Below are 26164 nucleotides of genomic sequence, written 5' to 3' on the forward strand. Positions count from 1 at the left end.
ATGTAAAAAAATATTAAGCCTCGTCGTTTGAGGTGAAACCGTATTTTTTGTTGAAACGGTCCACACGACCATCGGCTTGGGTGAATTTTTGACGTCCAGTGTAGAATGGATGTGAATCAGATGAAATTTCAACCCGGATTAATGGGTAAGTGTTACCATCTTCCCACTCAACTGTCTCCTCAGAATTTTTTGTAGATCCTGATAAGAACTTATAGCCTGTAGAAGTATCCATAAATACAACTGGATGATAATCTGGATGGATGTCTTGTTTCATTTTTTACTCTCCTTTGCGCCCTAATTTATTTGCTAAACTAGAGTTATTCTTCGACATAACAAGAAGTATGTTAACATGATTAGCGATAAATCACAAGGCCTTTTCAAAATTTAATTTTTAATCGCAGTAAATCAGCGGCTTAACTCTCCTGCTTTACTTATCGGCTGGCCCTGCCAATAAATCCGCAAACGATAGCTCAATCAACTGTTCTAAATCACGTGGCGCTAGGGCTACTGAGCACTTAACCCGTCCAGCCGAAAAAATCACTTTTTCATAGTCCAGTGCGGATTGGTCCATAACGGTCCTAAATGTTTTTTTCATGCCAATAGGTGAACAGCCGCCATGAACGTAGCCGGTTAAGGGTAATAATTCTTTTTCTTTAATCATATGAACACTTTTCTCACCTACAGCCTGAGCAGCCTTTTTAAGGTCGAGCTCATGGTGGATATCAATAACGAAAACGTAATGGTCGCCACTTTTCCCGTAGGTTACTAAAGTTTTAAAAATTGGGTAGGGAGCTAGCAAGCTTTTAGCATCTTGCCACTCGTAAACCTGATAATCTAACTGGTGCTGGTCTAAAACCCGCATCACATTAGTTTTCTGCTTTTTCTTACTCATTTTACGACAAATCCTCATCAATAGCGATTATGATCTTACCCACTGGTTTTGACTCTAGGACCGCATCTTGGGCTTGGCGAGCTTGATTAAGCGGAAAAACTTGACTAACCTGAGGGACCACCCGCCCCTGAATCAACCAATCATTAATTTGATTTTGCATAGCATCGAGCGTTTGATCGCTAAGATTGGGTAGGGCTACGCCAAGCACATCTAGCTCCTTGGCCAAAATTTGGCGTGGTGATATCTTAACCTGTCCACGCGCCCCCACAACAACCAGACGTCCGAACGGAGCTAAGAGGCGGAGGTCGGTCTCCATATTTTGGTCAGCTAACATTTCAATAATCAAATCAAAGTGACCATATTGATCAATAGCTTGGTCTACCTGGTCAAGGCTAATATGATCAATAGCCTGGTCAGCGCCAAGCCTAAGTAAATCTTGGCGAGACTGGCTGTTACTAGAGCTTGCTAGGACCTGGCCGCCCAATATTTTAGCATATTGAATGGCAAAACTGCCTACAGCACCGCTACCACCATGAATTAGAATGCGTTCGCCAGCCTTAGCCTGTCCCCTTAAGCAAACTGCTTGATAGGCTACCAAGCTAGGAATGCCCAAGGCTCCGCCAGCCTGAAAAGAAACTTGATCAGGCAGAGGCCACACAGAATTTTGGTCAACCAAGCAGTAATGGGCATAAGTCCCTGTCTGTTGGTCTAAGTGGTTAAAAGAGAAGACTTGGACACGGTCACCAGGCTGCCACTTGTCAACATTGCTACCCACAGCTTGAACCCGTCCTACGCCATCAAATCCAGGTGTATAGGGCAGTTTAGGCTGGTAGAGTCCATATTGACCAGTCCGAACATAAGTATCATTAGGATTAACCCCTGCATAAGCTAAGGCAACTAGCACCTGGCTGGGACCAGGACTAGGTAAATCCGTGGTCGCTAGCTCTAACACTTGACTGGTATCACCAAATTGATTAATTTGGATGGCCTGCATCTGGTTTACCATGAAGATAATCTCCTCCCTCACTTATTTAATCTATTCACTCACCAACTGGATATCGGCACCTAGTGACTTAAACTTATCAATAATATGATCATAACCACGTAAAATATTCTCTACCCCATAAATAGTTGACTGCCCTTCAGCCATTAAAGCTGCAGTAACCAGACAGGCTCCTGCCCGTAAATCAGAAGCTGTAACTTGGGCGCCTGTTAGTTGGTTAGGACCTTCGATTTGAATACGGTCATTTACCACACTCGCTCTAGCCCCCATGCGTTGCAATTCAGGAATATGGTTGACTCGTTTAGGATAAATCGTGTCTTCTATGGTGCCCCGTCCCTCTGCTAGTAATAGGAGCGGTGTAATGGGTTGCTGGAGGTCAGTCGCAAAACCTGGATAAGGCATGGTTAAGATATTAACCATCTCCAGGCGATCTGGACGCGGATGGACATAAATAGATTCTTCATAGATATCTAACTTAAGGCCCATTTGTCTCAATTTAGCAATAAAACCTTCTATATGCTCATAAATAATATTCTCAACGCGGACCCCTTGGCCCATAGCTGCTGCAGCGGTTAAATAAGTGCCCGCCTCAATGCGGTCAGGAATAACCTGGTGGGTTGTCCCATGTAATTGGTCAACGCCTTCAATACGAATAGTGGGCGTGCCAGCCCCCTTGATATTTGCGCCCATTTTTGTCAACAGGTTAGCCACATCAACAATTTCTGGTTCGCAAGCCGCGTTCTCAATAACAGTTTGTCCCGGAGCGCGCACAGCCCCCAACATAATATTAATGGTCGCTCCTACTGAAACCATATCAAGGAAAATAGTCGCTCCCTTAAGCCCTTGGTCCGTAGTCACTAAGTGCAAGGCGCCTTGCTCATTAGTCACTTTAGCCCCTAAGGCTTCAAAGCCCTTAACATGAAGATCCACGGGCCGGGGACCAAGATTACATCCACCTGGTAGCCCCACTAAACCCTCACCAAATCGGCTCAAGAGCGCACCCATGAAATAGTAGGAAGCCCTAAAACTTTGAATAATACCGGTTGCCATCGGTTTATTCACAATATTACGAGGATCAATCGTTAAGATATTGTCCTCAAAACTGACTATCACATTAAAGTCTCGCAAAATTTGAATTAAGGCTTGCACATCTGAAATATCCGGCACACCTTCCAAAATAACTGGGGAATCTGCCATAATAGCAGCTGGGATTAAGGCAACCGTTGAATTTTTAGCTCCAGATACCTTAACTGTCCCTGCAAGTGGTTGCCCCCCATTAACAATAAACTTCTTCATCTACATATCCCTTCTCTGCCTGCTGTATTTTCTAATTTTTATATTTGTTTAATAAAATATAAATTTTGTCCCACCTTATTATAACCAACTTAAGCGCTTGTATTCAATGGGAGCCCTAGCTTCAATTTAAAATTCAGCTTTTCTTTAGTTACTTTTAAATATTTTAAAGCTAAAAAAACCCCGAGCCGAGCTCAGGGCTAAAAAGTTATTAACAAAATTAATTTTATGCTTTACCGCTAGATCCAAAGCCTTGTAAAGTTTTACGAGCTGTTTCAACAATGGCAGCTTTACCAGGTGCTAATACCTTACGTGGATCATAAACTTCTTTGTTTTCGTCTAATAATTCGCGGGTTGCAGCTGTGAAGACCTGTTGTAATTCAGTATTCACATTAATCTTAGCATGGCCACGTTGAATAGCCTTCTTAATTTGATCTGCTGGAATACCTGAACCACCATGTAGGACTAGTGGCATTTGTGTTAAATCAGCAATTTCTTGCATTTCATCAAAACCTAAAACAGGCTCACCTTGATAAGGGCCATGGACTGAACCTAGGGCTGCTGCTAAAGCATCAATACCGGCTTCCTTAGTTAAGCGTAGACACTCTTGAGGATCAGCATATTGAATACCACCAGTCACACCATCTTCAGTACCACCAACTGTACCAATTTCAGCTTCGACAGAGGCGCCACGTTCGTGGGCATAATCAACCACTTGCTTGGTCACAGCAATATTGTCATCAATTGGGTGGTGTGACATATCAATCATTACACTAGTATAACCAGCATCAATCGCACGCTTACAAGCATCAAAACTTGAACCGTGGTCTAAGTGCAAGGCAACTGGCACAGTAATCTCCATGTTTTCAAGCAATTGTTTTACCATAGCGGCAACAACTTCTGGGCCACCCATATATTTACCAGCACCTTCAGACACACCTAGAATCACTGGTGAATTTTCTGCTTGCGCTGCTTCTAGAACTGCTTGGGTCCATTCTAAGTTATTGATATTTAATTGAGCCACAGCATAGTGTTCTTTACGGGCCTTTTCTAACATATCGACCATATTTACTAGAGCCATTATATTTCCTCCATTACTTTTATAATAATAAAGCCTTTACAAGGTCATCATAACTCATTTTCATAAAAAAAGCTACTGAGGGGTAAAAATTGCATAGTTAAGGGCAAAAATTCCAATTTTAGTGACTGCTGGGCTAAAAAAAACGGCGGCTGGACAAAATCCGGCCACCTAGTTATTAGCTATATCTAAAAATCGTCTTCATCGTCATCCAAGTCGTCTTCATCGATTTCATGAAGTTGGTCTTCAATAGCATCATCGTCAGCTTCTTCATCACCTAATTCGCCAAGGTCTGAAGCATAATCGCGCAGTTCAGCATCTTCTTCCTCTTCACCATCTTCATCATCGTCATAAAGATCATCATCAACCGTTAAATCTTCATCTTCAGGGTCGTCAGAATTGTAGTCGATCATATCATCGTCGTCAGTGGAGAAGACGTTAGTTCTCTTGCGACTCTTATGTTTAGATTTAATCTCATCATCGTCTATACTTGACACAATTTCTTCATTGATAGCGTCAATCGGGTACCATGCCCGTAAGGCCCAGCGGTTCTCACCGACTGAGATAAAAGACCCATCAGCATTTAGTTCTGTATAGAAAACTGCCATCTTATCTTCTAACTCTGCCTGAGACATACCTAGATAGTCTTGCACACTAGCTAGTAAATCCTCGAAGGCATGGACTTGGCCAGTTTCACGTAATATTTCATAGGCAACTTCCACCATGGAAATTTGCTTTTTATTTTGCTTGTCTAAACGGGGTAATTTCACACCAATCAACCTTTCATTTACTAATTATTACGGCTCTATAACCTATTTATCTTACACTAAACCTGCCTGATATTGCAATATAATCTCATACTGGCCAATCTCGCCGGTCTGGTCCCTAAGCTGGTAATACAACTTAAGCTGACCTCGATTCTTGGTCAAGTTACCAGCCAATGTTTGCATATGGGCAATCATTTCTAATTGGGGTAGGCCAGGCAGCCGGTAATAGACTAAACTATCACGATTAAGTATTAGGGGAATCCGAGCAGACACCGCTTGCCCCTCTCTTTTTATGAGGACCTGGCCTTGGTCTAAATCAACCTTAATCCGAACTGCTACGACCTGACCATCTATCTCTTCTTGGTAGTCGATAAAAAATTTGCTACCCAAATTAAAAACCTCAGCCATGCTTTCACTTGCTATTAACTGATTATCTTCATCCTGGCTGATGCGGCTTTCGATATTTAATTGTACTGTTTGTTTATTGGGCATGTAATCCCCCTCTCGCCTAATCAAGCTCATTGTACCAAATCATTACAGAGATAGGCAATTATGCTATACTAGGAAGGAATAGAAAGGTGGCTATTTATGGAACTCAAGGCCCTTTATCCTGACCAGAAAACTTACCGTCTCGCCCTCATTGACGAGTACATAGAGGCAGGAAACTTTTTCCAACCCTTCGCCGTCGCTGATGCCCTGATGAAAGCACTTAACAGTGGGCAAGCCGATTTTGATCTAGCCCTACATTTTTGGCCAACCGACCCAACTGTTTACCTAGGGATGATGGATGCCAGATTACCCTATCTAGCAGATGGCCTCCAACTTATCCGCCAGACAGGCTACCAGCCCACCATTCGCTCTGCAGGTGGGCTAGCAGTTGTCAGCGATCCAGGCATTCTGAATTTTACCCTAATTGTCAAGCCAGCAAAAGACCGCCTCTTAATCGACCAAGCTTACCAAGTCATGACACAAGTCTTAGACCAGGTTTTTGCGCCTTACGGATTTAAAGTAATTAGCCAAGAAGTCCCACAATCATACTGTCCAGGCAGCTTTGACCTATCGCTAGCTGGCAAAAAGATAGCCGGTCAAGCCCAAAGACGGATAGGCCAAGCGGTTGGTATTTTTGTCTACTTGTCTATCGAGGGTAACCAGGATCAACGTGCCCAACTCATTCATGATTTTTACCTGGCAGCCAAAAAGGGAGAAGAAACCAAGCATCACTATCCTGATGTTGATCCCGCTGTTATGCGGACAGTAGATTCGGTCATTCCCGACCTTGGTCAATTGGCTAGCATCAAGCAAGCAATTATTGCTAGCATCAGCCAAGCATTGGATATCCATGTAATCCAACTAGCCAGCAGTGACCTTGACTATCAGACTGAATATGAGCGCATCAAAAGCCGCAACCAGGACTTTTTAACGCAAAATAAATAGCCAAAAGGTGATAACCTATGAGTATTAAAAATGCCTCGAAAACCATACCAGAGAAAGTTTTCCGCGACCCTGTCCACGATTATATTCACATCCAACACCAAGTCATTTTAGACCTCATTAATAGCTCAGAAATGCAGCGGCTACGCCGGATCAAACAATTAGGGACCAGCGCCTATACCTTTCATGGTGCCGAACATTCACGCTTTGGCCACTCTCTAGGTGTCTATGAAATTGCCAGACGAATTTGTGATAAATTCGTGCGTAATTATCCCAGTCAATCTCCTGGTGACGGCGGTTGGGATGATAGAGAACGCTTATTAGTACTTTGTGCTGCTCTCCTCCATGACATTGGCCATGGGGCTTTCTCTCATACTTTTGAAAAAATATTTGCTACTGACCACGAACAGGTTACGATTAATATTATCCTGTCAGAGGATACCGAGGTCCACCAAATTTTAGCTGGTATCAGTCCCGACTTCCCTAGCAAGGTTGCCGCTGTTATTGATAAAACTTATGACAATCCCCAAGTTGTCCAACTCATCTCTAGCCAAATCGATGCCGATCGTATGGATTATTTGCTCAGAGATTCTTACTATACGGGTACCCATTACGGTACTTTCGATTTAACGCGTATTTTACGCGTAATAAGGCCAGCGAAAAAGGGCGTTATCTTTAACTATGCTGGCATGCATGCAGTGGAAGACTACATCGTTAGTCGTTATCAAATGTATATGCAGGTCTATTTCCATCCTGTTTCCCGTAGCATGGAGGCCCTGTTAGCGGCCTGCTTGCAGCGGGCTCGGGACCTCTATCAAGATAATCCTAAATATTTCAAGCGCCAATCCCCTTTCCTGGTGCCTTTCTTTACAGATGAGTGGCAACTCAGTGATTATTTACGCTTGGATGATAGTATCTTAGCCACCTATTTAGCTCAGTGGCTAGCTAGCTCAGATGATGCCATTCTATGTGATTTAACGCGGCGCTTTATTAACCGCCAACCCTTTAAGTCAGTCAGTTTTAAACCTGACCAAGACCAAGCTTTAATTAATCAATTAACCGGTTATGTTGCAGATCTGGGTTACCAGCCCAAATATTATACTGCAATTACTAGGTCCTTAGATTTACCTTATGATTTCTACCGACCTCGGTCTAAACGGCCACGTACCGAAATTACCCTGCTTGAAAAAAATGGTAATTTAATCGAGCTCTCCCAATGTTCTCATTTGGTAGCTGCCTTGACTGGCCAGGTTCGTGGTGATAACCGGCTACATTTTCCCAGCGAGCTCTACCCAGGTAAAAACCAGGGCCGAGTCAATCTCTTCCAACCCTTGCTCGATCAAATCCATGGCATGGTTGAAAATGGGACCATACAAGCCGTACCGCCAGAACAAAGATAAATACGACCAAAAAAGCAGCTCGTTGCGGCAATTAAATCCGTAACGAGCTGCTTTTTATTATTTTAATTTTTCTGACATATATGAAGCCATCCGGTCTAAGGCTTCAACAATTTCATCATAAGACGTTGCAAAAGACATGCGGAAATAACCTTTACCAGCTGGTCCAAAGGCTTGACCAGGTATCACTGCTACCCGTGCTTTTTCTGCCAAATCATAGGCAAATTCAACATCATCCATACCTAATTGGACCGGTACCTTGGGGAAGATGTAAAAAGCGCCTTGAGGATTGCCCACTTCAAAGCCTATTTCTTCTAAGCCAGATTGAAGACGATTTAGCCGGTCTTGATAGGCTAAGCGCATAGCTTCCAAATCCTCATCACACTCATTATAGGCCACCTCAGCAGCCATTTGATTAGGCGTTGCCACACAAGTCACCATGACTTGGTGGACAGCAAAAGTTGCCTGATAGATATCTTTAGGTAGGTACATAATACCTACTCGCAAGCCGGTCATCGCAAAAGACTTAGAGGCGCCTGATAATAAGATAGTCTGTTCCGGTAGATAATTCAAGAAAGAAACATGGCTGATACCATAAACAAGGTCGGCATAGATTTCATCCGAAATCACATAAAGATCGGGATATTTTTCAACCACTTGGGCTAGGGCCTGAATTTCTGCTGCCGAATAGGTTGCGCCGGTCGGATTAGATGGAAAGTTGAGAATAATTGCCTTTATATGCGGATACTGACTAAGATAACTCTCCAATTGACTAGGCGTAACCTTAAAGTTGCTAGCTTGGGTATCTAGGGAAACTACTTCTCCGCCAGCTAGATTAACAGCTAAATGATAGAGCGGAAAACATGGCGCTGGCACCAGGACTTGGTCACCCTCATTTAACAGGGTCGTTAGGCTAGCATAAATCCCTTCAGTGGCACCAACTGTTACTAGAACCTGGTCGGGGTTCAATTCAACACCATGATGGCGCTCAAAATGGTTGGCAAAAGCTTGACGCAAACCTGGCGTCCCAGCTGAATGGGCATAATGAGAGTAATCTTGATCAATAGCGGCCTTCATCGCTTCCTTGGCTCGATCAGGCATGGCAAAATCCGGCTCCCCTAGTGTAAACTTAATGATCCCATCAATTTGTGAAAATTTCTCATCCAAAGAACGGATTAAGGATGGCCCGATGTTAGCTAAACGTTTGTTGGTCATGGTTAGCGCCTCTTTCTAGTTTTAATTACTATCTAGTATAGGCTAGCAAAATAAATTTGGCTAGCCCTTATTTACCTACATGCTAGCCAGTTGGTTAAATATTCGCTAGAATAAATATGAAGTAATTGTTAGTCGTGAAAGGAGGCCAAATCATGGCCCAAATTTTTAAAATGGATGACCCTGCTAGTTTACTCAACCAAGCTAACCAAGACCGCCTGCAAAAGCTTAGCCCTACTAGCCAAGCTTTCTACGCGGATGTCCAATTTATTGTTTATACCTCAGTTGAAGCAAACTTGGCTGTTGAGCAAGGCCTACAGCGGTTAATCACACAGCTAGAAGCTGCCGACCAAGCTAAAGTAGCTCCCGAAAAATATCTTGGCCAATCTGGTCACCAATACAGCCAGTATTTTATTCAATCAGTAGCAGCTGCCCGTTATAGCGACGACCTCTCTGCCTATCATTTATATATCTTTATCTATATCATGCTGTCCCTAAGCATAGTAGCTATCTTTGAATTTTTAAGAGGGAGTATCTACTATCGGTCCCTCAGCAGCGGCCTCAATATGCCAGTTGCTTTTTCTATTCTAGGCTGGCCTTTGCAAATTTTACTTTTACTGACAGCTAGCTTCTTTTTTATTCGCTACCGCCGACAAAAGGCCTTTAGAGACCAGACGCCGCGCTCAGCCTGGCAAGCTTTGGCGATTGCCTGTTTTGCCCTAGTCGCTGGCCTAGTACTGCCTTACCTGGCACTACAATATCATGTCTTTATGATTAAGTTGCCAGTCTGGCTAGTTTTTACTTTTGCCTTAGTAACAGGCATAGCTTATAAAATATTGACCCGCCTGGGTTGGCAAGAAGACCAAACCAGTATCTTCAAGCGACCAAATGACCCAGATACCGATACATCGGAAAGCCAGCTGGTAACTGATAGCCATTCTGATCAGGGTCAAACTAATCTCTGGCAAACCCTGCTCTTCCGTTCACCACTGGTAAGCAGAAAAAATATTCACCAGCAAACTAATACAGCAAAAAAAGATGACCAGGAGGATAAACAATGAAAATAGCCATAATTGGTGGTGGCATTGTTGGTTCTACAGCAGCCTTTTACCTGAGCCAAAGACCTGACTATCAAGTAAGCCTCTATGATTGGGGGGAAGGGCAAGCAACCAAAGCTGCTGCTGGTATTATCTGTCCTTGGTTTTCCAAACGACGTAACCAAGCTTGGTATCGTTTAGCCAACCAAGGCGCCCATTTCTACCCACAGTTGATGGCCGACTTGTTACAAGCTGGCCAAAAGAGTCTGGCTTATCAAAGCAAGAAAGCCTGGCTCCTAAAAAATCGTGCCCACCTAATCCCAGAATTAATCGAATTGGCCCAATCACGGCGGGAACAAGCCCCTTTAATTGGTGAAATCCGTCGACTCACACCAGACCAGCAAAAGGAAGTCCTAGCTGGTTGGCGATACAACCAGGACCTGATTGAAATTTCCAGTGGCGCTGCTGTCGTCGATGGTCAAGGCCTTTGCCGAGACCTGCAAGCCGCTAGCCAAACCAAGGGGCTTAAAATCTACCAGGAGCAAATTAGCTTAGCACGAGATAACCAGGGTAAAATCCAGCTAGCCAATCACCCTGACTATGACCGCATTATTTTAGCCAGCGGCGCTTGGTTAGGGCAACTCTTGCAGCCCCTGGGCTACCAAGCTGATGTTCGCGGTCAAAAAGGGCAACTAGCTGTTTACCAATTGCATCAGGAGATTAGCAACTGGCCACTCATCATGCCTGAAGGAGAAGGAGACATTATCCCTCACCAACAAGAGCAAATCTATGTTGGTGCTAGTCATGAAAATGACCAAGCTTTTGACCTGAAGCCAGACCCTCAAGCTCTTAATGAAATCATTAATACCGCCAACCAGTTATTAGCTGACTTAGACCGAGCCAGTTATCAGCAAATCAAGGTGGGCACGAGGGCTTATACATCTGATTTTGCGCCCTTCTACGGACCACTCAACCTACAAAGCCACGTCCTCGTTGCTTCAGGCTTAGGTTCAAGCGGCTTAACTACCGGCCCACTCATTGGCCATCAACTTAGTCAAATGGTTCAAGGCGAACCCCTCATGCTTGATCCGAATGACTATCCAGTAGCACGTTATGTTAAACATACCTAGCACTCTAAGCAACTAATAATAGAGAATATAAAAACAAGGACCTGCGACTGAAGTCACAGGTCCTTTAAACTATGCAAAACTTATCAAATAATCGGGCACCAATCATTTTGTCTAAGTGATGCTCAGCAGGTCAACTCTCTTTGACTAATTTTGGTTTAGTCTATTTTTCCGTAGCTCATCGCGAATTTCTGCCAATAGTTCTTCGGCACTTGGCTTATCATCTTCTTCAACTTCTTCAGCCTTATCAAACTTGTTCTTGAAAGCAGCCACAGAGCGTATAACAAAGAATAATACAATAGCAATAATTAAAAAAGTCACAACTGCTTGAATAAAGTTACCGATACCAATTTCAGCGCCAGCTATATTGAGCACAATATTAGTAAAATCGGTATCTCCCATAATAAGGCCAATAAAAGGCATAATAATATCATCGACTAGAGAGTTTACGATAGCTGTAAAAGCACTCGCCATGACAACCCCAATCGCCATATCCATAACATTACCCTTAGCTATAAAATTTTTAAAATCTTCTAACATAAATTCATTCCTCTCCTTCCCATCAATAATTAAAGCAAAAAATGACCAAGCAGGCAAGTATTCAGTCTAGACAAAGTGGTGGTAGGTAATGATAGCTAAGCCAGCCATTACTAGGGTCATTACCATATGTAACTTGCGATGCATAAATAAAATAGCCACATACTCTCGCATACCAGCTAATAAGCCATCTAAAAGTAAACTCGGCGCACCGATACCACTAAAGTGATACATACCTACCATATTAGCATAGAGCTGCCCCCGATAGAGGTGGTAAGACGAGGTCACAAAAACGCCTTTAATAGAATCAAGTGGTCGCTTATCGTGGGTCATAATTAAACGCTTAGATAGCGTAAAATTCTCATGAGTGTTTTTGGCCTGGTCCTCTAACCAAATCCCTTGGCTATCTAAGCCACGAGCGACTAAATAATCCTTCATCGCTTGTGCTTCAGTAATTTGTTGGCCATCGTAAGACCAGCCAGAAGTAATCACAATAGGTGCCTGGCCATACAAAAAATATTGGTGGTCGACATATTGCTTCACCATATTGAGGCGTTTTATTAAGCTTGATGATAATTGGCCGTCAGTCAACAAGCGCAACCCCAAAACTATCAGATAATCCTGGCGTCCCTCATCAGCAAGAATATTCAAACGTAAGGTAACAACTAAATAATTAATAAACAGTAGCAAATAATACATCATGATAAATTGACTGATACCTAAAAAAGTAGAGGCTAAACGATTAGGAAAAAAATAAATCAATAAATATTGGTACAAGGCAGAGAAAATTAAAACTGTTGCCAAGCCAAGACCCAAACTAAATTGTAATTTATTTTTTTCTTGGCTGTAGAGGCGAAAACTATGCAACCAAGCGACGAGACCTACTACTAAGGCAAAAATAGGCGCGACATACTGGGCCATTAGTCTCAAAGCCAGTAGTAGATGCCTAATCATGCTAACTTGGGCCACCCGCCCGTCAGTTAGAATAGCAATAACTAAAACTACCACGGCAGCCATCATAATAATTGTATCCCATAAATTTCGCGGGGCAATGATAAAAAGTAAAATTGCCATCAATAATAGGGCTAGACCAATTAAGTACAGCATAGGCTTACCTTTCGTGGTAGGCCCGGTAGACCTCTTGCTTATTCACCTGGTTAGCTTTAGCCACATGCTTAATGGCTGCTTTACTCGTTAATCCCTCCTGGTCAATCCAATAGTCCACTTGGTCAGCATAAGCTAATTTGGCCAAGAGCTCTTGATTGACTTGATCGGAGTGGCTACTGGCAATTTCTGCTTGGTTGGCTTCAATTATGATACAAATTTCTCCCTTAATCTGACCTTGTTCTTGGTAATAAGCCACTAGCTCACTTAAGCTGCCGCGTTTGAATTCCTCAAATTTTTTTGTAAGCTCTCTCACCACTACTAGACGGGTGTCAGCTGGATAGTAGGCCAGCAGGTCAGCCAGGGTATCCTTCAAGCGATAAGGCGATTCATATAGAATAACTGTGGTCGGTAAAAGCGCAGCTTGATTGAAGAAATGATTACGCTCTTTGCTTTTTCGTGGTGGAAAACCCAAAAAGGTAAAGGATGTTGTTGGTAAGCCTGAAGCAATTAAACCAGTCAGGCCAGCATTAGCGCCAGGTAAGGGAATCACTTGAATACCAGCTTGGATACAAGCAGCTACTAAGTCAGCACCCGGATCTGATATAGCAGGCATGCCAGCATCTGATACCTGGGCAAAACTCTCTCCTGCTAACAAGCGTGGAATAACCTGGCTAATTTTTTGCTGGCTATTATGTTGGTGGTAGCTTTCCTGATGGGTATCAATCTCAAAATGATTAAGCAGTTTTTGACTATGGCGGGTATCCTCTGCCAGGATAGTATCAACTGACCTCAGGACCTCCACACCACGATAGGTCATATCGGCCAGGTTGCCAATAGGGGTCGGGACCAGATATAACTGGCCGGCTGTATTAGTCACCATCAATCTCTTCCTCCTCTAAAAGTTTAACTAGGGGTGGCTGACTACTAAAAGGGTCTAAGGAAGACACGCCTGTTTGGTATAAAAAATCCTCTTTCTGGGCACGTGTCAATTGCTTAAAATGGTACTCGGCTGACATGGCTAGGCTCCGACTACTGAATGCTTGAACATAGACCATCCGGCTGGGTTGTCGACTCTTTAACCGGGTATATTTGGCACCTCGCCCTTGATTATGCTCCCGCTCGCGTCTTTGCCAGTCAACCGTATAGCCAGTATAAAGGGTCCGATCGGCACAAGCTAAGACATACATATAGTGGGATTTAATCGCCATAGTAAATCCGCCTCACTTCTGGGGAATAGTCATTATTAGCTAGATGGCTAATTAGTGTGGGTTCCACAACCAGGCCCTTATCCTGACCTCTTTTAATAAATTCCAAGAGTACTGTGTTGGCAGCTTGATCAACCTTGGCTTGCACCAATCTCATTCTCTTTAAGGTTAGTTGGTGGTGCTGGCCAGCCACTAATAATTCGGTTAATCTTTCAGGTCGGTGAACCACATATAATTTCCCCTTCTCTTTTAACAGGTACTGAGCCTGGCTAAAAATATCCGCCAGCGACATGGTGATTTCATGGCGAGCAATGGCCTTGGCCTGATTGGGGTTAAGGCGAGAATCTGGATAAACCTTGAAGTAAGGTGGGTTGCAGGTTACTATATCAAAACTTTGCTGGTCAAAATAAGTTGGTAAATCATTAATATCAGCTGCAAGTATCTTAATCCGGTCTTCTAATTGGTTAAGGGCTACTGACCGTCTAGCCATATCAGCTAAAGCTGGCTGGATGTCAACCCCATAAAGTTGTCCTGAACAAGCTTGTGAAAGAATGAGTGGTACCACACCATTCCCCGTGCAAAAATCAATAATCCGTTTTTGTCGTTTGTTAATTTTAGCAAAATCAGCTAGTAGCAAGGCATCTAGAGAAAAAGTAAAATATTCCGGACTTTGGATAATATCCAACTGCTGAGGAATTAAGCGGTCTATTCTCTCCCGAGCTTTTAACATAGCAAGAACCTCCTAAACAAAAGAAGCCAGAATTAATCTAGCTCCCCGGTTATTTTTATAATTTATTTACACACAAGAGACATTCTGTTCCTGCTTCCCGCTTCTGGCCATAAAATTCATTACAAATATGAAAGCCATCATCATAAATATTTTTGAGATTCAACCGTGCTTTGGATAAACCTTCGTTTTCTTTACTTGGGACACTAACCGGCCCACTATTCACTACCTGGTCTTGGAGGCTGGTCTCATATAATAGCGTGAGCTCTTGGAGACGTTCTCTCAGATAACGATTTTCAGTCTCTAAATCACGGTTATTTACAGCTACTTCCTGCCAGGACTGGTTTAATTTATCTAAATTAGCCTGCATTAAGTCTAGGCTAGCCTGCATATCATTAAGCTCGGCGGTCACATCTCGATTATTCACATGCTCACCCCCATATATACTCTAAAGGCTTTACTTACTGCTAGCTATTTTAGCACAATTTTTTCATTCAGCCTAGCGCTTGTCATAAGTTCTTGTCAAAGAGTCAACATTTTTTTACACTAGCCCTAAGGAGGATTTATGATAACTTTCAATAATTTATGGACCTACCACTCCCGAGTAGAAGATCGTCAACTATACTGCTTTTATGGTCAAGAGCTTACCCCGGCTAGCTATAGCTATAACTACTGCCAGCTTAACTTCAATCCCAAGGATGATGAAAGCTTGGCACTCCTAGAGAATCAGTACCTAGACTTTGCCTATGACCTAGACTTGCTATACTACGCCTGGCACTGGCCAGAAAACACTGGCATCCTGCCGTCAATGATGCGTAGCTTAGCCAGGACCGGCTACCTATTAGAGCTTAATCGTTTAATGGTGCTTAGTCCCGAAAACTTTGAGCCTGGTCCAGCCCTTAAAGAGCCCTTAAGCTACCAGCTAAGCGACCAGGCCAGCTCCAGCTATCTGGCCCAACAATTTGCCTATAACCAGGAATATTCTCACCAGCTAGCAAACGATATGGCTTGTCTATATACCCATTACCAAAATTGCGACCAGCTCAGTTATCTCTCAGCTAGCTACCAGGGACAGCCAGCAGCCGTTGTAGATTTAATTGACCATGGTGGCTACTGGGAATTAGACAACTTTACCGTAACCCCTAATTTCAGAGGACTAGGTATCGGAAGTGAATTACTACAGATAATTTGCCAGTTAGCTAAACCCAACCAGCAAATCATCTTACGGGTGGACCAAGAGAGCCCCGCCTATCAGTTTTACATGAAAAGGGGCTTTACAGATCACGCTTATCAAATACGCTGCCACCGCCCTATTCCACAAACGATTCGTCAGGACATTAAAATGGCCAACCAGGCCTGGCAACAAGGCCAAGACTACCAGATTAAATTTTAAACATCGTCTTTTAACCAGGTGGCCAAAACAAAGTACTCTAAACTGGCTTGAACAGGCACATTAGCTGCTAGCATCATAACAGCCTGATGAAGGGCCTCAATAGCTTGGTTGACTGCCTCTTTGTTTGTATGCGCTAAAATTTTAGCGTAAGTCACTTTATTATGAGGCAAATAAATCTGCTCATCCTGGCTGGCCTCCCCTTGACAGGCTAAGTAAAAAAGATCATAGAGATAGACTAACACTGTCTGTAAAAGACGCATATTAGCAGGCCTATCCTTAGAAATTTTCATCCAGTCACTAGCTACCATGGTAAAAGCGCGCGCATCCTGACTAAACAAGCGGGCCAACCAAGCTAAGATTAAATCTACCTGTTTAGTAAATACTTCATCCGCCAACAACTCCTGGGCACTGGTAATATCCTTGGTCAGATTTACCATCAAGCGGGCCGTTGAATCGTTTAAACCTTGGTCTTTGAAATGGGTAATGGCTTGATTCCCTGCTAGGCTAGGAAAATAAACCAGCTGACAACGGGATTGGATCGTAGCTAGCACTTGGTCAGTTTGCTTGGTTAATAAGAAAAAATAGACCCCATTATGCGGTTCTTCTAAAAACTTTAACAAAGCATTAGCTGCACCGGACGTTAATTTTTCAGCCTCATAAAAAATAAAAACTTGCTGGCTGCCTTCTAATCCTGACATGGCCAGGTCCTGCTTAACGGCTCGGACCTGGTCTATTTTTATTGACTGGCCATCGGGTCGGATTCTAGTGACGTCTGGAAATTCTTCCTTAATGATGCGTTGGCAATGCTGGCAGTGACCACATGGCTGCCCTGATTGGGCTTGCTGACAAAATAAGGCGCAGGATAAATATAAGGCCATATCAGCTGGACCGGCACCAGCCTGACCAGCCAGCAAATAGGCATGGCCAAGACGATTGGCACACACGACTTGCGTCATCAGTTGCGTCAAACGGGGCTGTTTTTCAGTAATTGCAAAAGACATGGCTAGCTCCTTAATCAGAAAATAATTGGGGGCAGTTAAGCTGCAATACCTGCCAAGCCTGGTCCAGGATATCAGCTGGTGACTGACTCGCATCTAACCGCTTGATGCGGTCTGGATTAGCCTGACACAGAGCTTGGTAGCCGGCCACAACACGTTGGTGAAAGGCAAGTGATTCCTGGTCTAAGCGGTTAATTTCCTGGTTGCGTCCTTGAAAAATTCGCGCTAATCCAGCCTGAGCTGGCAAATCTAAGTAAAGTGTCAAATCTGGGGTCAAACCCTGGGTAGCAAAATCATTAAGTTGGGCCACCGCCTGGGCACCTAGCTGGCGACCATAACCTTGGTAGGCGATAGATGAGTCGACAAAACGATCACAGATAACTAGTTTACCCTGGCTTAGCGCAGGTAGAATTTTGCTAACCAAGTGTTGTCGGCGACTAGCAGCAAACAAAATTGCTTCCGTGCCGTCATCCATAGTAGTCGTTTTATCAGCTAAAATTAATTGGCGGATATCCTCAGCTATCGGATCTCCTCCCGGCTCCCGCGTAAAAACGACCTGGTCCCCGAAATAGTCTGCAAGTCGTGGGGCCAAGCCAGCTATCAGCGTTGATTTGCCTGAACCATCTGGTCCCTCAATAGTAATAAAAGCACCTTTTTTCACACTTATCCCTACTTTCCAATCTGGCGGCGACCTTCGAATGCTCGCTGCAAGGTTACTTCGTCAGCATACTCAATATCTGATCCAACTGATAAGCCATAAGCAATCCGACTGACAGTAATTCCCGCTGGTTGAATGAGGCGAGATAAATAGGTGGCTGTCGCCTCGCCCTCGGCCGTCGCATTTGTTGCGATAATCACTTCCTTAACCTGGTCATCCTGCAAACGACCAAGCAGGCTAGTGATATTTAAATCTTCTGGTCCAGTCCCCTCCATTGGGGACAAAACACCGTGCAGGACGTGATAACGGCCCTGGAAGCTTTGCATCCGTTCCATAGACATAACGTCGCGAGAATCCTCCACAACTAAAATAGCTGATGGGTCTCGTCGGTCATCACTACATATACTGCAGGGATCATCCTGGGTAATCATGCCACAAACGCTACAATATACCAGTTCTCTTTTAGCATCAATGAGAGCATTAGCAAATTGGAGCACCTCAGCTTCGGGCATATTAATCACAAAAAAGGCGAGACGGGCAGCTGTTTTTTGCCCAATTCCAGGCAACTTTTTAAAGCTATCGATGAGACGACTAATAGGCTCTGGATACTGCATTTGTTTTCCTCCTCTAATCAATTATTTTAGATAAAAGCAGGCCGGGTGGTCACACCCGGCCTAGCCGCTTGCTGGTTTAGCAAAGCCCATCTATTCAAATCTTAGAAGCCAGGAATGCCTTTGGTAAATTGTCCCATTGTCTGGGCAGATTCTTGGTCAATCTGGTCTAAGCCATCATTAACAGCTGCAATAATCAAATCTTGAAGCATATCGGTATCCTCTGGGTCTACCACATCCTGGGCCAGAGAAAGATCCTTAAGACGACGGTCGCCAGTTAAGGTAGCAGTTACCATACCTGATGGTTCCTTACCAATAAACTCTTTAGCCTCTAACTCTTTTTGCGTGGCTTCCATTTGTTTCTGTAACTTCTGTGCTTGCTTCATCATTTTTTGCATATTTGCCATTCCGCCTGCCATTTAAACTCTCTCCTTTATGCTTAATCATCACTTATTGTAACATTATCAGCCCCGAACAAGTCAATAGCCGGTTGAACCAGGTCTTCCTGGTCTGCATTTAAACTAGCTTGGTCTAGATTGTTAGCAGCTAGCTGGTCCCCTTGCTTAGATTGGTCCGTGTTTACTTCACTTTGTACCTTACCTAATAACTGGTCCAGCTGACCGGATTTATAGGCTTTAACATAAGTGCTTCTGGCTTCTTGCCATTGGTTAGCGCTAATCACCAACATCTTACCTGGATGGTCAACCAGTTGGCTAATTTTGGCTTGTACACCTGCTTGAATCTCCTGGTCACTAGCTACACGTGAACAAATAATATCATAATCGAAGCTGACTACAAAGTATTCTGGACTAGCCGCTACAGGTTGGGTCGCTTTAAGTAAGGCACCATCCATATTGCTATAATCAGCTACAATTTCTGGCCAAACCGCTTGGATTTGGTCACGATCACGCTCAGTAGCCTGGGCTAAAGTTTGATAAATTAAAGGATAATTAGGCCTAAAATCACTTGCCTTAACTTTAGCTCCCTTACTTTCCTGGTTTCGGGCCTGCTGACTGAGCTTGGTAGTTTCACCATGATCAGATTTTAGTTCTGCTAGCTGGGCCTTGACCTGGTTTAATTCCTGGATTAATTGAGTCTGGTTACTACTTAATTGGTCGTTACTAGCTGGTAAATTCGGCTGTTTTTGGCTAGCCAGCCGGATAGTCGCCACATCAATGTATATGGCTGGTTGCAAGCTATAGCGCACTTCTTCTTGGGTAGTCTGTAGACTATCCATTACCTGATATAGAAAGGCCGGTGATATACTTTCAGCTAATTTATAGAAGTTATCTGTGTACTTCATACTGAGCACCTGGTCTGCTTGTTGGCCTACCTGCTGGGCCAAGAGTAAGTCGCGACTAAAAGCCAGCAACTCTTCAATAAAACGGGTAGCTTCTTGCCCCTGGTCCAGTAACTGATGAACAAGTGTCAAAGCTTCCTGGGTTTTAGCCTGGCTGAGGGCCGTAACATAATTAACCAACTGGTCCTCACTGAGCGACCCTGTCACTAAACGTGCCGTCTCAGTATCGACTTGTCCCTGTCCAAATGAGAGTACTTGGTCTGTCATCGTCAAAGCATCCCGCATCCCACCATTGGCAGCTCTGGCAATTATAGCCAATGCCTCTTCCTGGTAACCAGCCTCTTCCTGGTCCAAGATATAAGCTAAACGGTCCTCAATAGCAGATGGGCTAATTCGTTTAAAATCAAACCGTTGGGTCCGAGAAATAATGGTTACAGGAATCTTGTGGGGTTCGGTCGTAGCCAAAATAAAAATAACATGCTCTGGTGGTTCCTCTAAAGTCTTTAATAAAGCATTGAAAGCACCCATTGAAAGCATGTGCACCTCATCAATAATATAGACCTTATAAGTAGCTTCTGTTGGTGCATAACGGACCTTATCACGAATATCGCGTATTTCATCAACCCCATTGTTAGAAGCCGCATCAATCTCAACGACATCTGCTAGACTACCAGCCGAAATTTCTTGGCAAATTTGGCAGTCATTACAAGGCTCACCATCCACCTGGTTGGGGCAATTAACTGCCTTGGCAAAAATTTTTGCTGCCGATGTCTTACCTGTCCCACGTGGACCAGTAAATAGATAAGCATGGCTGGTTTTATTGGCAGCTATGGCGTGACGCAAGGTCGTGGTGATGGCAGTCTGTCCCACAATTTGGTCGAAGCGTTGCGGGCGCCATACCCGATATAGAGCTTGGTAGGTCAATCTTCTTCCTCCTAATTAATCATAGCTTCTTACCCTTGGGGGCCTGTAGTCATTAATACAGGCCTCTAGGGCTGCAAGTGAGTCGCAAAAGCGCAAGCTAGCACATTGGTCAGCCGCTAAAAAGCCCTGATGAACCATTTGTTGATACATGGTTTGTAGCGGTTGGTAATAATTATCTACATTATACACAATAACTGGGGCGGCGTTTTTACCTAAAATAGCCCAAGAAAAAACTTCTGTCAGCTCCTCTAGGGTGCCTGGGCCCCCGGGAAGTGCAATAAAAGCTTGGCCTAAATCAAACATTTTTTGCTTGCGTACGGACATATCGGTGACAATATGTAATTCGCTGAGACCAGCATGGGCAACCTCACGATCAACTAAAAAGTCTGGGATAACGCCAATAACTCGGCCACCATGGCCAAGCACTTCATCAGCTAGAACACCCATTAAACCGGCTTTTCCGCCACCGTAGACCAGGCAATGTCCTTGTTGGGCTATCCAAGTTCCCAGCTGGCGCGCCGCATGAACATAGGCAGACTGCTTACCATGATTGGCTCCACAATATACGGTAATATTCATTCTTTCTCTCCTAAACATTTAATGTACTGTATAAGAATTATTTTTCAGTGCCATCAATTTGGATAAAGCTAAACGACCGCCTTTAAGCAATTTTTTAGTGCAAAACTTGTTCACGACCCACATATAGTTGCTTATAATATTGAAAACACTATATGTTGGGGGTATACTAACTAGAGTCGAAATTAAGGTCTAAGCAAGTATCCAAAATATAATTGTACCATAAGCAGACCTTATTAATAACGGAAAGGAAGAGGGACATATGAACCAGCTACTTTTAAAAGCGGTTGATAAGGACAAGATGTTAGGACGAATCATCAGTAAGTACGATGGGAGCAAGGCCCATTTTCGACCTCATCAAATTGAAAGAAGCTTAGCTCTGGTCCTGAAAGACTTAAATCCATCGCAAAAAGACCTGATTTATCAACATATTTATCAAGAACTAGCTAACACGGCCGGGGAACTATCTAGCCAACAAATCAGTCAAACAATCATCTCGGTACTTGAGGAAGCCGGTTTCCATCAAGCTGCTCAGAACTATTATAGATTCGGCCTAGACAAACGGCAAAAGCGGCAAAAACAAGAAAACGTCCAAGTGAAACTGGATGAATTATTGGCTGGGAATAAGCGTATTATTAATGAAAATGCCAACAAAGATAGCCGGGTGTTTAATACCGGCCGTGATTTAACAGCTGGCGTATCCGCTAAAGCTATTGGCTTAGCTATGATGCCTAAGGCTGTGGCCAATGCCCATCTCAAAGGAGACATCCATTACCATGATTTAGATTACCAACCCTACTCACCCATGACCAATTGCTGCCTGATTGATTTCAAAGAAATGTTGGCTAATGGTTTCCATATTGGTAACGCTGAGGTAGAATCACCTAAATCAGTTAATACAGCGGCTGCTCAGATTGCCCAGATTGTGGCTAACGTCGCCTCAAGTCAATACGGCGGTTGTTCAGCTGACCGAATTGACGAGGTGCTAGCTCCCTATGCCAAGTTAAACTTTGAAAAACACCTAGCAACAGCCCAGGAATGGATTGCAGAAGCTGACCGCCAGGAAGCCTACGCCTATCAAAAAACCGAAAAAGACATTTATGATGCCATGCAAAGTCTAGAGTATGAAATTAACACCCTCTATTCTTCCAACGGCCAAACGCCCTTCACGACCTTGGGCTTCGGTCTGGGTCAAGACTGGTTTAGTCGGGAAATTCAAAAGGCTATCTTAAAAATTCGTATCCAAGGACTGGGGCGCGAAAAAAGAACCGCTATTTTTCCCAAATTAGTTTTCACCCTTAAAGACGGTACTAACTTAAAACCAACTGACCCCAATTATGATATTAAACAGTTGGCCTTAGAGTGCGCTAGCAAGCGGATGTATCCTGATGTGCTCATGTACGATAAAATTGTTGATATTACCGGATCATTCAAGGCGCCAATGGGCTGTCGGTCCTTCCTCCAAGCCTGGCAAGACGAGGCCGGCCGTGATGTTAGCCAGGGACGAATGAACCTGGGTGTGGTTACCCTTAACCTGCCCCGCATAGCTCTAGAAGCCCATGGTGACCAAGCTATTTTTTGGCAAATATTGGCTGAAAGAATTGAGATCGCCCGCCAAGCCTTAGTTTACCGGGTTGAACGCACTAAAGAAGCCAAACCAGAAAATGCCCCTATTCTCTACCAACATGGCGCTTTTGGCCAACGCCTAGCTAGCGATGATCAAGTAGATGAGCTCTTTAAAAATAAACGTGCAACTATCTCTCTGGGTTATATTGGCCTTTACGAAGTTGCTACTAGCTTCTACGGGCCTGAGTGGGAAAATAATACTGAAGCCAAAGACTTTACCCTGAATATTCTTAAAGCGCTTAAGGAACAAACTGACCATTGGGGGCAACAATATGGCTACCATTTTTCACTTTACGCCACCCCAAGTGAAAGTCTAACCGACCGCTTTTGCCAGCTTGACCTCGCCAAATTCGGGGAGGTCGCAGATATTACTGATAAAGGTTATTATACAAACTCCTTCCATTATGATGTCCGTAAAAATCCTAGTCCTTTTGAAAAATTAACTTTTGAAGCCCCTTATCCTCAATACTCTTCTGGTGGTTTTATCCACTATTGTGAGTACCCAAATTTAAGACATAACCCTAAGGCTCTGGAAGCTGTTTGGGACTTTGCCTATGATAAAGTGGGTTATTTAGGAACTAACACACCAATTGACCATTGCTATCAGTGTGGCTTTGATGGTGAGTTTGACCCGACCGCCCATGGTTTCAAATGTCCGGAATGTGGCAATAATGATCCGGAATCCTGTGATGTAGTAAAAAGAACCTGTGGCTATCTTGGCAACCCCCAAATTCGTCCCATGGTTGAAGGCCGGCAAAAAGAAATCAATGCTAGGGTCAAGCATATGCGGACCACCACGAATTTTGACAATGAAGGCGATGCTAATGGTTAAAAAATTATATAACAACCCCAAGCCCCAGCAATGGGATGCTAACAAATTATCCAAAGGTCGAATCGCTGACTATAAACCCTTCAACTTTGTTGATGGCGAAGGGGTCCGGTCTAGCATTTATGTTTCTGGCTGCCTCTTCAACTGCCAGGGTTGCTACAATAAAATTGTCCAAGATTTTAACTACGGCATTCCGTATACCCAAGAATTAGAAGATCAAATCATTGCCGACCTTGCTCATGACTATGTCCAGGGTCTGACTCTCCTGGGAGGCGAACCTTTTCTCAATACGCCCATCCTCCTACCACTGGTTAAGAGAGTGAGAGAAACATATGGTAAGACCAAGGATATTTGGTCCTGGTCAGGTTATTACTATGAAGAATTGCTAGCCGAAAGTCCTGACAAACTAGCCTTATTGGCTGAAGTTGACGTCCTAGTGGATGGCCGCTTTGATATTAGCAAGCGTGATTTAAATCTACGTTTTCGTGGGTCTAGCAACCAAAGAATTATTGATATGAACAAAACGCGAGCCAACAACAACCAGCTCGTCTTGTGGCAAGATGGCCAATATGACAATCTGCCTTAGCGTCTACTATTAATAACAAGACTAAAACCCACCGTCCTCGTTTGAGACGGTGGGTTTTTAACTAGTCTTGCTGGTCTTGGTAATCTAAAATCGCCTGGGTAAATTCTTCCCAATATTTTTCAGCCTTAATTTCACCAACCCCTTCAACAGCTAGAAATTCACTATACTCAGTTGGCTGCTGGTTAGCCATATCCGCCAGAGATTGATTGCTGAAAATAACATATGCTGGTACCCCTTCCTCCTTAGCCAGACGGTAACGGACTTGACGGAGAATTTCATAAAGGTCATCATCCACCACTGGCAAATCTGGCTTGGTAAAGGGCCTACTTTTAGCAGTCGCCAGCTCTTCTTTGATAAAAATTTGCTTGGTCCCAGCTAAAATCTCACGAGCCCGTTCAGTCACCACTAGGCCGCGATAGTCAGTTAAGCGTAGGTAGCCATCAGCCAGCAATTGCGAAATAATATCTTTTACTTGGCCCTCAGGATAAGCCTGCATCAAGCCATAAGTCGATAAGCGGTCAAAACCCTTGTCACGGATTTTCTGATTATTGGCACCGCGTAAAACTTGGGCTAAGAGGGTGGCACCGTAAGCATAACCCATCCTAATCAGACAGGATAGTATCATTTGAGCCTCACGGGTCATATCTTTCACTTGATGTTGGCCCAAACAAACGGAACAATTCCCACAAGAACCAGGTTGGTCTTCGCCAAAATAAGCCAATAAATAATGACGCAAGCAAGATGTCTGGTTGGCATATTGGATCATAGCTTGCAAGCGACGGTCAACATAGGGGTCCTGGTTGTCACGGATTAAAAACTTAGCCGTCATTATATCCTGCTTAGAGAAAAGGAGAACGGCTTCGGCTGGCAAACCATCACGACCAGCCCGGCCGGCTTCTTGGTAATAGGATTCCAAATCAGTTGGCATATTATAATGGATAACCTGCCGGACATCCGTCTTGTCTATCCCCATGCCAAAAGCATTGGTAGCAACAATAATATTAACCTGGTCATGAATAAAAGCCTCTTGGCTAACCTGGCGGTCTTGGCTAGTCAGGCCGGCATGATATTTGGCTGTGGCATAGCCCTTCTTCTTCAGGTGGTCATAGATTTTATCAACATTTTTGCGGGTTTGCGCATAGATAATAGTGGCCTGGTCGTGATTTAAGCGTGACATTAAGGCTTTCATTTTAGCTTCTGGTTGCTGGACCGTTAGACGGATATTGGGCCGGTCGAAACTCGCTACAAAGGTCTGCGGCTGATTTAAATCTAATTGCTGAATAATATCAGCTTGCACACGAGCTGTCGCTGTTGCCGTAAAGGCTGCTAGGACAGGTCTAATTGCTAATTTGGCTAGAAACCCCTTAATTTGCCGGTAGGACGGCCTAAAATCATGTCCCCATTGGGATAGACAATGAGCCTCATCAACTGCTAGCATGCTGATGTTTTGCTGGGCTAGCCAGTCCGCGAAACCCGTCTGGTCTAAACGTTCTGGGGCTAGATAGAGTAGCTTGAGTTGGCCACTATATATACCCTGGACGATTGTTTGATAGTCATCACTGGAAGTAGCTGAATTAAGGTAGGCGGCTGGTATGCCGTAGCGATTCAAGCTATCAACCTGGTCTTTCATCAAAGAGATTAGTGGTGAAATAACTACTGTTAAGCCTGGTAACAAGAGGGCGGGGATTTGATAGCAAATAGATTTACCGCCCCCGGTCGGGAGAATGGCTAAACAATCGTGTCCCGCTAAAATAGCTTCAATAATCTGATCTTGGCCTGGACGAAAGCTTGAATAACCAAAATATTCTTGTAATTTTTCTAAAGCGGCTTGAGTAGACAAAGCATCCCGC

At 43.9% G+C, this 26164-nt stretch carries 28 protein-coding genes; 7 read left to right on the top strand and 21 right to left on the bottom strand.

What is annotated here, in order from left to right; all coding sequences use genetic code 11:
- Nucleotides 1-13: 13 nt before the first annotated feature.
- The 7 genes from AWM75_RS03930 to AWM75_RS03960 form a co-directional block, all read right to left on the bottom strand.
- Nucleotides 14-274, bottom strand: a complete 261-nt coding sequence (locus tag AWM75_RS03930; protein WP_067978487.1) for a type B 50S ribosomal protein L31 — start codon at nt 272-274, stop codon at nt 14-16.
- Between the two features lie 153 nt (nt 275-427).
- The gene (locus AWM75_RS03935; protein WP_067978491.1) at nt 428-892 is read right to left on the bottom strand and encodes an aminoacyl-tRNA deacylase; all 465 of its coding nucleotides are present in this window, start codon (nt 890-892) and stop codon (nt 428-430) included.
- A gap of 1 nt (nt 893) precedes the next feature.
- Nucleotides 894-1898: an NADPH:quinone reductase gene (locus tag AWM75_RS03940; RefSeq protein WP_067978494.1), complete on the bottom strand. Its 1005-nt coding sequence runs from the start codon at nt 1896-1898 to the stop codon at nt 894-896.
- 30 nt (nt 1899-1928) lie between these two features.
- Nucleotides 1929-3191: a UDP-N-acetylglucosamine 1-carboxyvinyltransferase gene (locus AWM75_RS03945; protein WP_067978498.1), complete on the bottom strand. Its 1263-nt coding sequence runs from the start codon at nt 3189-3191 to the stop codon at nt 1929-1931.
- Nucleotides 3192-3414: 223 nt separating this feature from the next.
- Nucleotides 3415-4269, bottom strand: a complete 855-nt coding sequence (gene fba / locus AWM75_RS03950; protein WP_067978501.1) for a class II fructose-1,6-bisphosphate aldolase — start codon at nt 4267-4269, stop codon at nt 3415-3417.
- A 185-nt stretch (nt 4270-4454) separates the two neighbouring features.
- Nucleotides 4455-5036, bottom strand: coding sequence for a DNA-directed RNA polymerase subunit delta (gene rpoE / locus AWM75_RS03955; RefSeq protein WP_067978504.1), 582 nt, complete (start codon nt 5034-5036; stop codon nt 4455-4457).
- A gap of 51 nt (nt 5037-5087) precedes the next feature.
- Nucleotides 5088-5525 (bottom strand): DUF1934 family protein, encoded by a 438-nt coding sequence (locus AWM75_RS03960; RefSeq protein ID WP_067978507.1) that lies wholly within the window; start codon nt 5523-5525, stop codon nt 5088-5090.
- A 96-nt stretch (nt 5526-5621) separates the two neighbouring features.
- On the opposite strand from AWM75_RS03960, the gene AWM75_RS03965 reads away from it, so the two are divergent.
- Nucleotides 5622-6467, top strand: coding sequence for a lipoate--protein ligase family protein (locus AWM75_RS03965; RefSeq protein ID WP_067978510.1), 846 nt, complete (start codon nt 5622-5624; stop codon nt 6465-6467).
- A gap of 17 nt (nt 6468-6484) precedes the next feature.
- Nucleotides 6485-7864: an HD domain-containing protein gene (locus tag AWM75_RS03970; protein ID WP_067978513.1), complete on the top strand. Its 1380-nt coding sequence runs from the start codon at nt 6485-6487 to the stop codon at nt 7862-7864.
- Between the two features lie 57 nt (nt 7865-7921).
- Here the strand turns inward: AWM75_RS03970 and AWM75_RS03975 are convergent, their stop codons facing one another.
- Nucleotides 7922-9076, bottom strand: coding sequence for a pyridoxal phosphate-dependent aminotransferase (locus AWM75_RS03975; RefSeq protein WP_067978516.1), 1155 nt, complete (start codon nt 9074-9076; stop codon nt 7922-7924).
- A gap of 152 nt (nt 9077-9228) precedes the next feature.
- Here AWM75_RS03975 and AWM75_RS03980 point away from each other — a divergent pair, with 152 nt between their 5' ends.
- Nucleotides 9229-10134 carry a hypothetical protein gene (locus AWM75_RS03980; protein ID WP_067978518.1) on the top strand — a complete coding sequence of 302 codons (906 nt, stop codon included), beginning with the start codon at nt 9229-9231 and terminating at the stop codon, nt 10132-10134.
- The gene (locus AWM75_RS03985; RefSeq protein ID WP_067978523.1) at nt 10131-11240 is read left to right on the top strand and encodes an NAD(P)/FAD-dependent oxidoreductase; all 1110 of its coding nucleotides are present in this window, start codon (nt 10131-10133) and stop codon (nt 11238-11240) included. The genes AWM75_RS03980 and AWM75_RS03985 overlap by 4 nt, the downstream gene beginning before the upstream one ends.
- Before the next feature lie 144 nt (nt 11241-11384).
- Here AWM75_RS03985 and mscL read toward each other — a convergent pair whose 3' ends face one another.
- The 6 genes from mscL to AWM75_RS04015 all read right to left on the bottom strand — a co-directional run bounded on the left by mscL (nt 11385) and on the right by AWM75_RS04015 (nt 15240).
- Nucleotides 11385-11777 carry a large conductance mechanosensitive channel protein MscL gene (mscL, locus tag AWM75_RS03990; RefSeq protein ID WP_067978526.1) on the bottom strand — a complete coding sequence of 131 codons (393 nt, stop codon included), beginning with the start codon at nt 11775-11777 and terminating at the stop codon, nt 11385-11387.
- A gap of 66 nt (nt 11778-11843) precedes the next feature.
- Nucleotides 11844-12881 (bottom strand): YdcF family protein, encoded by a 1038-nt coding sequence (locus tag AWM75_RS03995; RefSeq protein ID WP_067978530.1) that lies wholly within the window; start codon nt 12879-12881, stop codon nt 11844-11846.
- A 4-nt stretch (nt 12882-12885) separates the two neighbouring features.
- On the bottom strand, nt 12886-13761 hold the full coding sequence (gene rsmI / locus AWM75_RS04000) for a 16S rRNA (cytidine(1402)-2'-O)-methyltransferase (RefSeq protein WP_067978532.1): 876 nt from the start codon (nt 13759-13761) through the stop codon (nt 12886-12888).
- Complete coding sequence (locus AWM75_RS04005) at nt 13751-14089, bottom strand: GIY-YIG nuclease family protein (protein ID WP_067978534.1); 339 nt, start codon at nt 14087-14089, stop codon at nt 13751-13753. The genes rsmI and AWM75_RS04005 overlap by 11 nt, the downstream gene beginning before the upstream one ends.
- Nucleotides 14079-14816: a tRNA1(Val) (adenine(37)-N6)-methyltransferase gene (locus AWM75_RS04010; RefSeq protein WP_067978536.1), complete on the bottom strand. Its 738-nt coding sequence runs from the start codon at nt 14814-14816 to the stop codon at nt 14079-14081. Before AWM75_RS04010 ends, AWM75_RS04005 begins: the two co-directional genes overlap by 11 nt.
- A gap of 55 nt (nt 14817-14871) precedes the next feature.
- Nucleotides 14872-15240, bottom strand: a complete 369-nt coding sequence (locus tag AWM75_RS04015) for an initiation control protein YabA (protein ID WP_067978540.1) — start codon at nt 15238-15240, stop codon at nt 14872-14874.
- A gap of 138 nt (nt 15241-15378) precedes the next feature.
- Between AWM75_RS04015 and AWM75_RS04020 the strand changes: the two genes are divergently transcribed.
- Nucleotides 15379-16206 (top strand): GNAT family N-acetyltransferase, encoded by an 828-nt coding sequence (locus tag AWM75_RS04020; protein WP_067978542.1) that lies wholly within the window; start codon nt 15379-15381, stop codon nt 16204-16206.
- Here AWM75_RS04020 and holB read toward each other — a convergent pair.
- From holB to AWM75_RS04050, 6 genes are all read right to left on the bottom strand, one after another.
- Nucleotides 16203-17207: a DNA polymerase III subunit delta' gene (holB, locus tag AWM75_RS04025; RefSeq protein WP_067978546.1), complete on the bottom strand. Its 1005-nt coding sequence runs from the start codon at nt 17205-17207 to the stop codon at nt 16203-16205. The two genes, AWM75_RS04020 and holB, sit on opposite strands and share 4 nt — an antisense overlap.
- A 10-nt stretch (nt 17208-17217) precedes the next feature.
- Nucleotides 17218-17865, bottom strand: coding sequence for a dTMP kinase (gene tmk, locus AWM75_RS04030; RefSeq protein WP_067978549.1), 648 nt, complete (start codon nt 17863-17865; stop codon nt 17218-17220).
- Nucleotides 17866-17873: 8 nt separating this feature from the next.
- Nucleotides 17874-18476 carry a recombination mediator RecR gene (recR, locus tag AWM75_RS04035; protein WP_067978552.1) on the bottom strand — a complete coding sequence of 201 codons (603 nt, stop codon included), beginning with the start codon at nt 18474-18476 and terminating at the stop codon, nt 17874-17876.
- 101 nt (nt 18477-18577) lie between these two features.
- Entirely contained in the window at nt 18578-18892 is a 315-nt protein-coding gene (locus AWM75_RS04040) for a YbaB/EbfC family nucleoid-associated protein (RefSeq protein WP_067978554.1), read from the bottom strand.
- A gap of 20 nt (nt 18893-18912) precedes the next feature.
- On the bottom strand, nt 18913-20697 hold the full coding sequence (dnaX, locus tag AWM75_RS04045; protein WP_067978557.1) for a DNA polymerase III subunit gamma/tau: 1785 nt from the start codon (nt 20695-20697) through the stop codon (nt 18913-18915).
- 15 nt (nt 20698-20712) lie between these two features.
- Nucleotides 20713-21276 carry an LOG family protein gene (locus AWM75_RS04050; protein ID WP_067978559.1) on the bottom strand — a complete coding sequence of 188 codons (564 nt, stop codon included), beginning with the start codon at nt 21274-21276 and terminating at the stop codon, nt 20713-20715.
- 259 nt (nt 21277-21535) lie between these two features.
- Between AWM75_RS04050 and nrdD the strand changes: the two genes are divergently transcribed.
- Together nrdD and nrdG are read left to right on the top strand one after the other, a co-directional pair.
- On the top strand, nt 21536-23731 hold the full coding sequence (gene nrdD, locus AWM75_RS04055) for an anaerobic ribonucleoside-triphosphate reductase (protein ID WP_067978562.1): 2196 nt from the start codon (nt 21536-21538) through the stop codon (nt 23729-23731).
- Nucleotides 23724-24314: an anaerobic ribonucleoside-triphosphate reductase activating protein gene (nrdG, locus tag AWM75_RS04060; protein WP_067978565.1), complete on the top strand. Its 591-nt coding sequence runs from the start codon at nt 23724-23726 to the stop codon at nt 24312-24314. Before nrdD ends, nrdG begins: the two co-directional genes overlap by 8 nt.
- Nucleotides 24315-24375: 61 nt before the next feature.
- Here nrdG and recQ read toward each other — a convergent pair whose 3' ends face one another.
- On the bottom strand, nt 24376-26154 hold the full coding sequence (gene recQ, locus AWM75_RS04065) for a DNA helicase RecQ (RefSeq protein WP_067978569.1): 1779 nt from the start codon (nt 26152-26154) through the stop codon (nt 24376-24378).
- Between the last annotated feature and the right edge of the window lie 10 nt (nt 26155-26164).

This window comes from Aerococcus urinaehominis, from assembly GCF_001543245.1.
In the GTDB taxonomy this organism is placed as follows: domain Bacteria; phylum Bacillota; class Bacilli; order Lactobacillales; family Aerococcaceae; genus Aerococcus; species Aerococcus urinaehominis.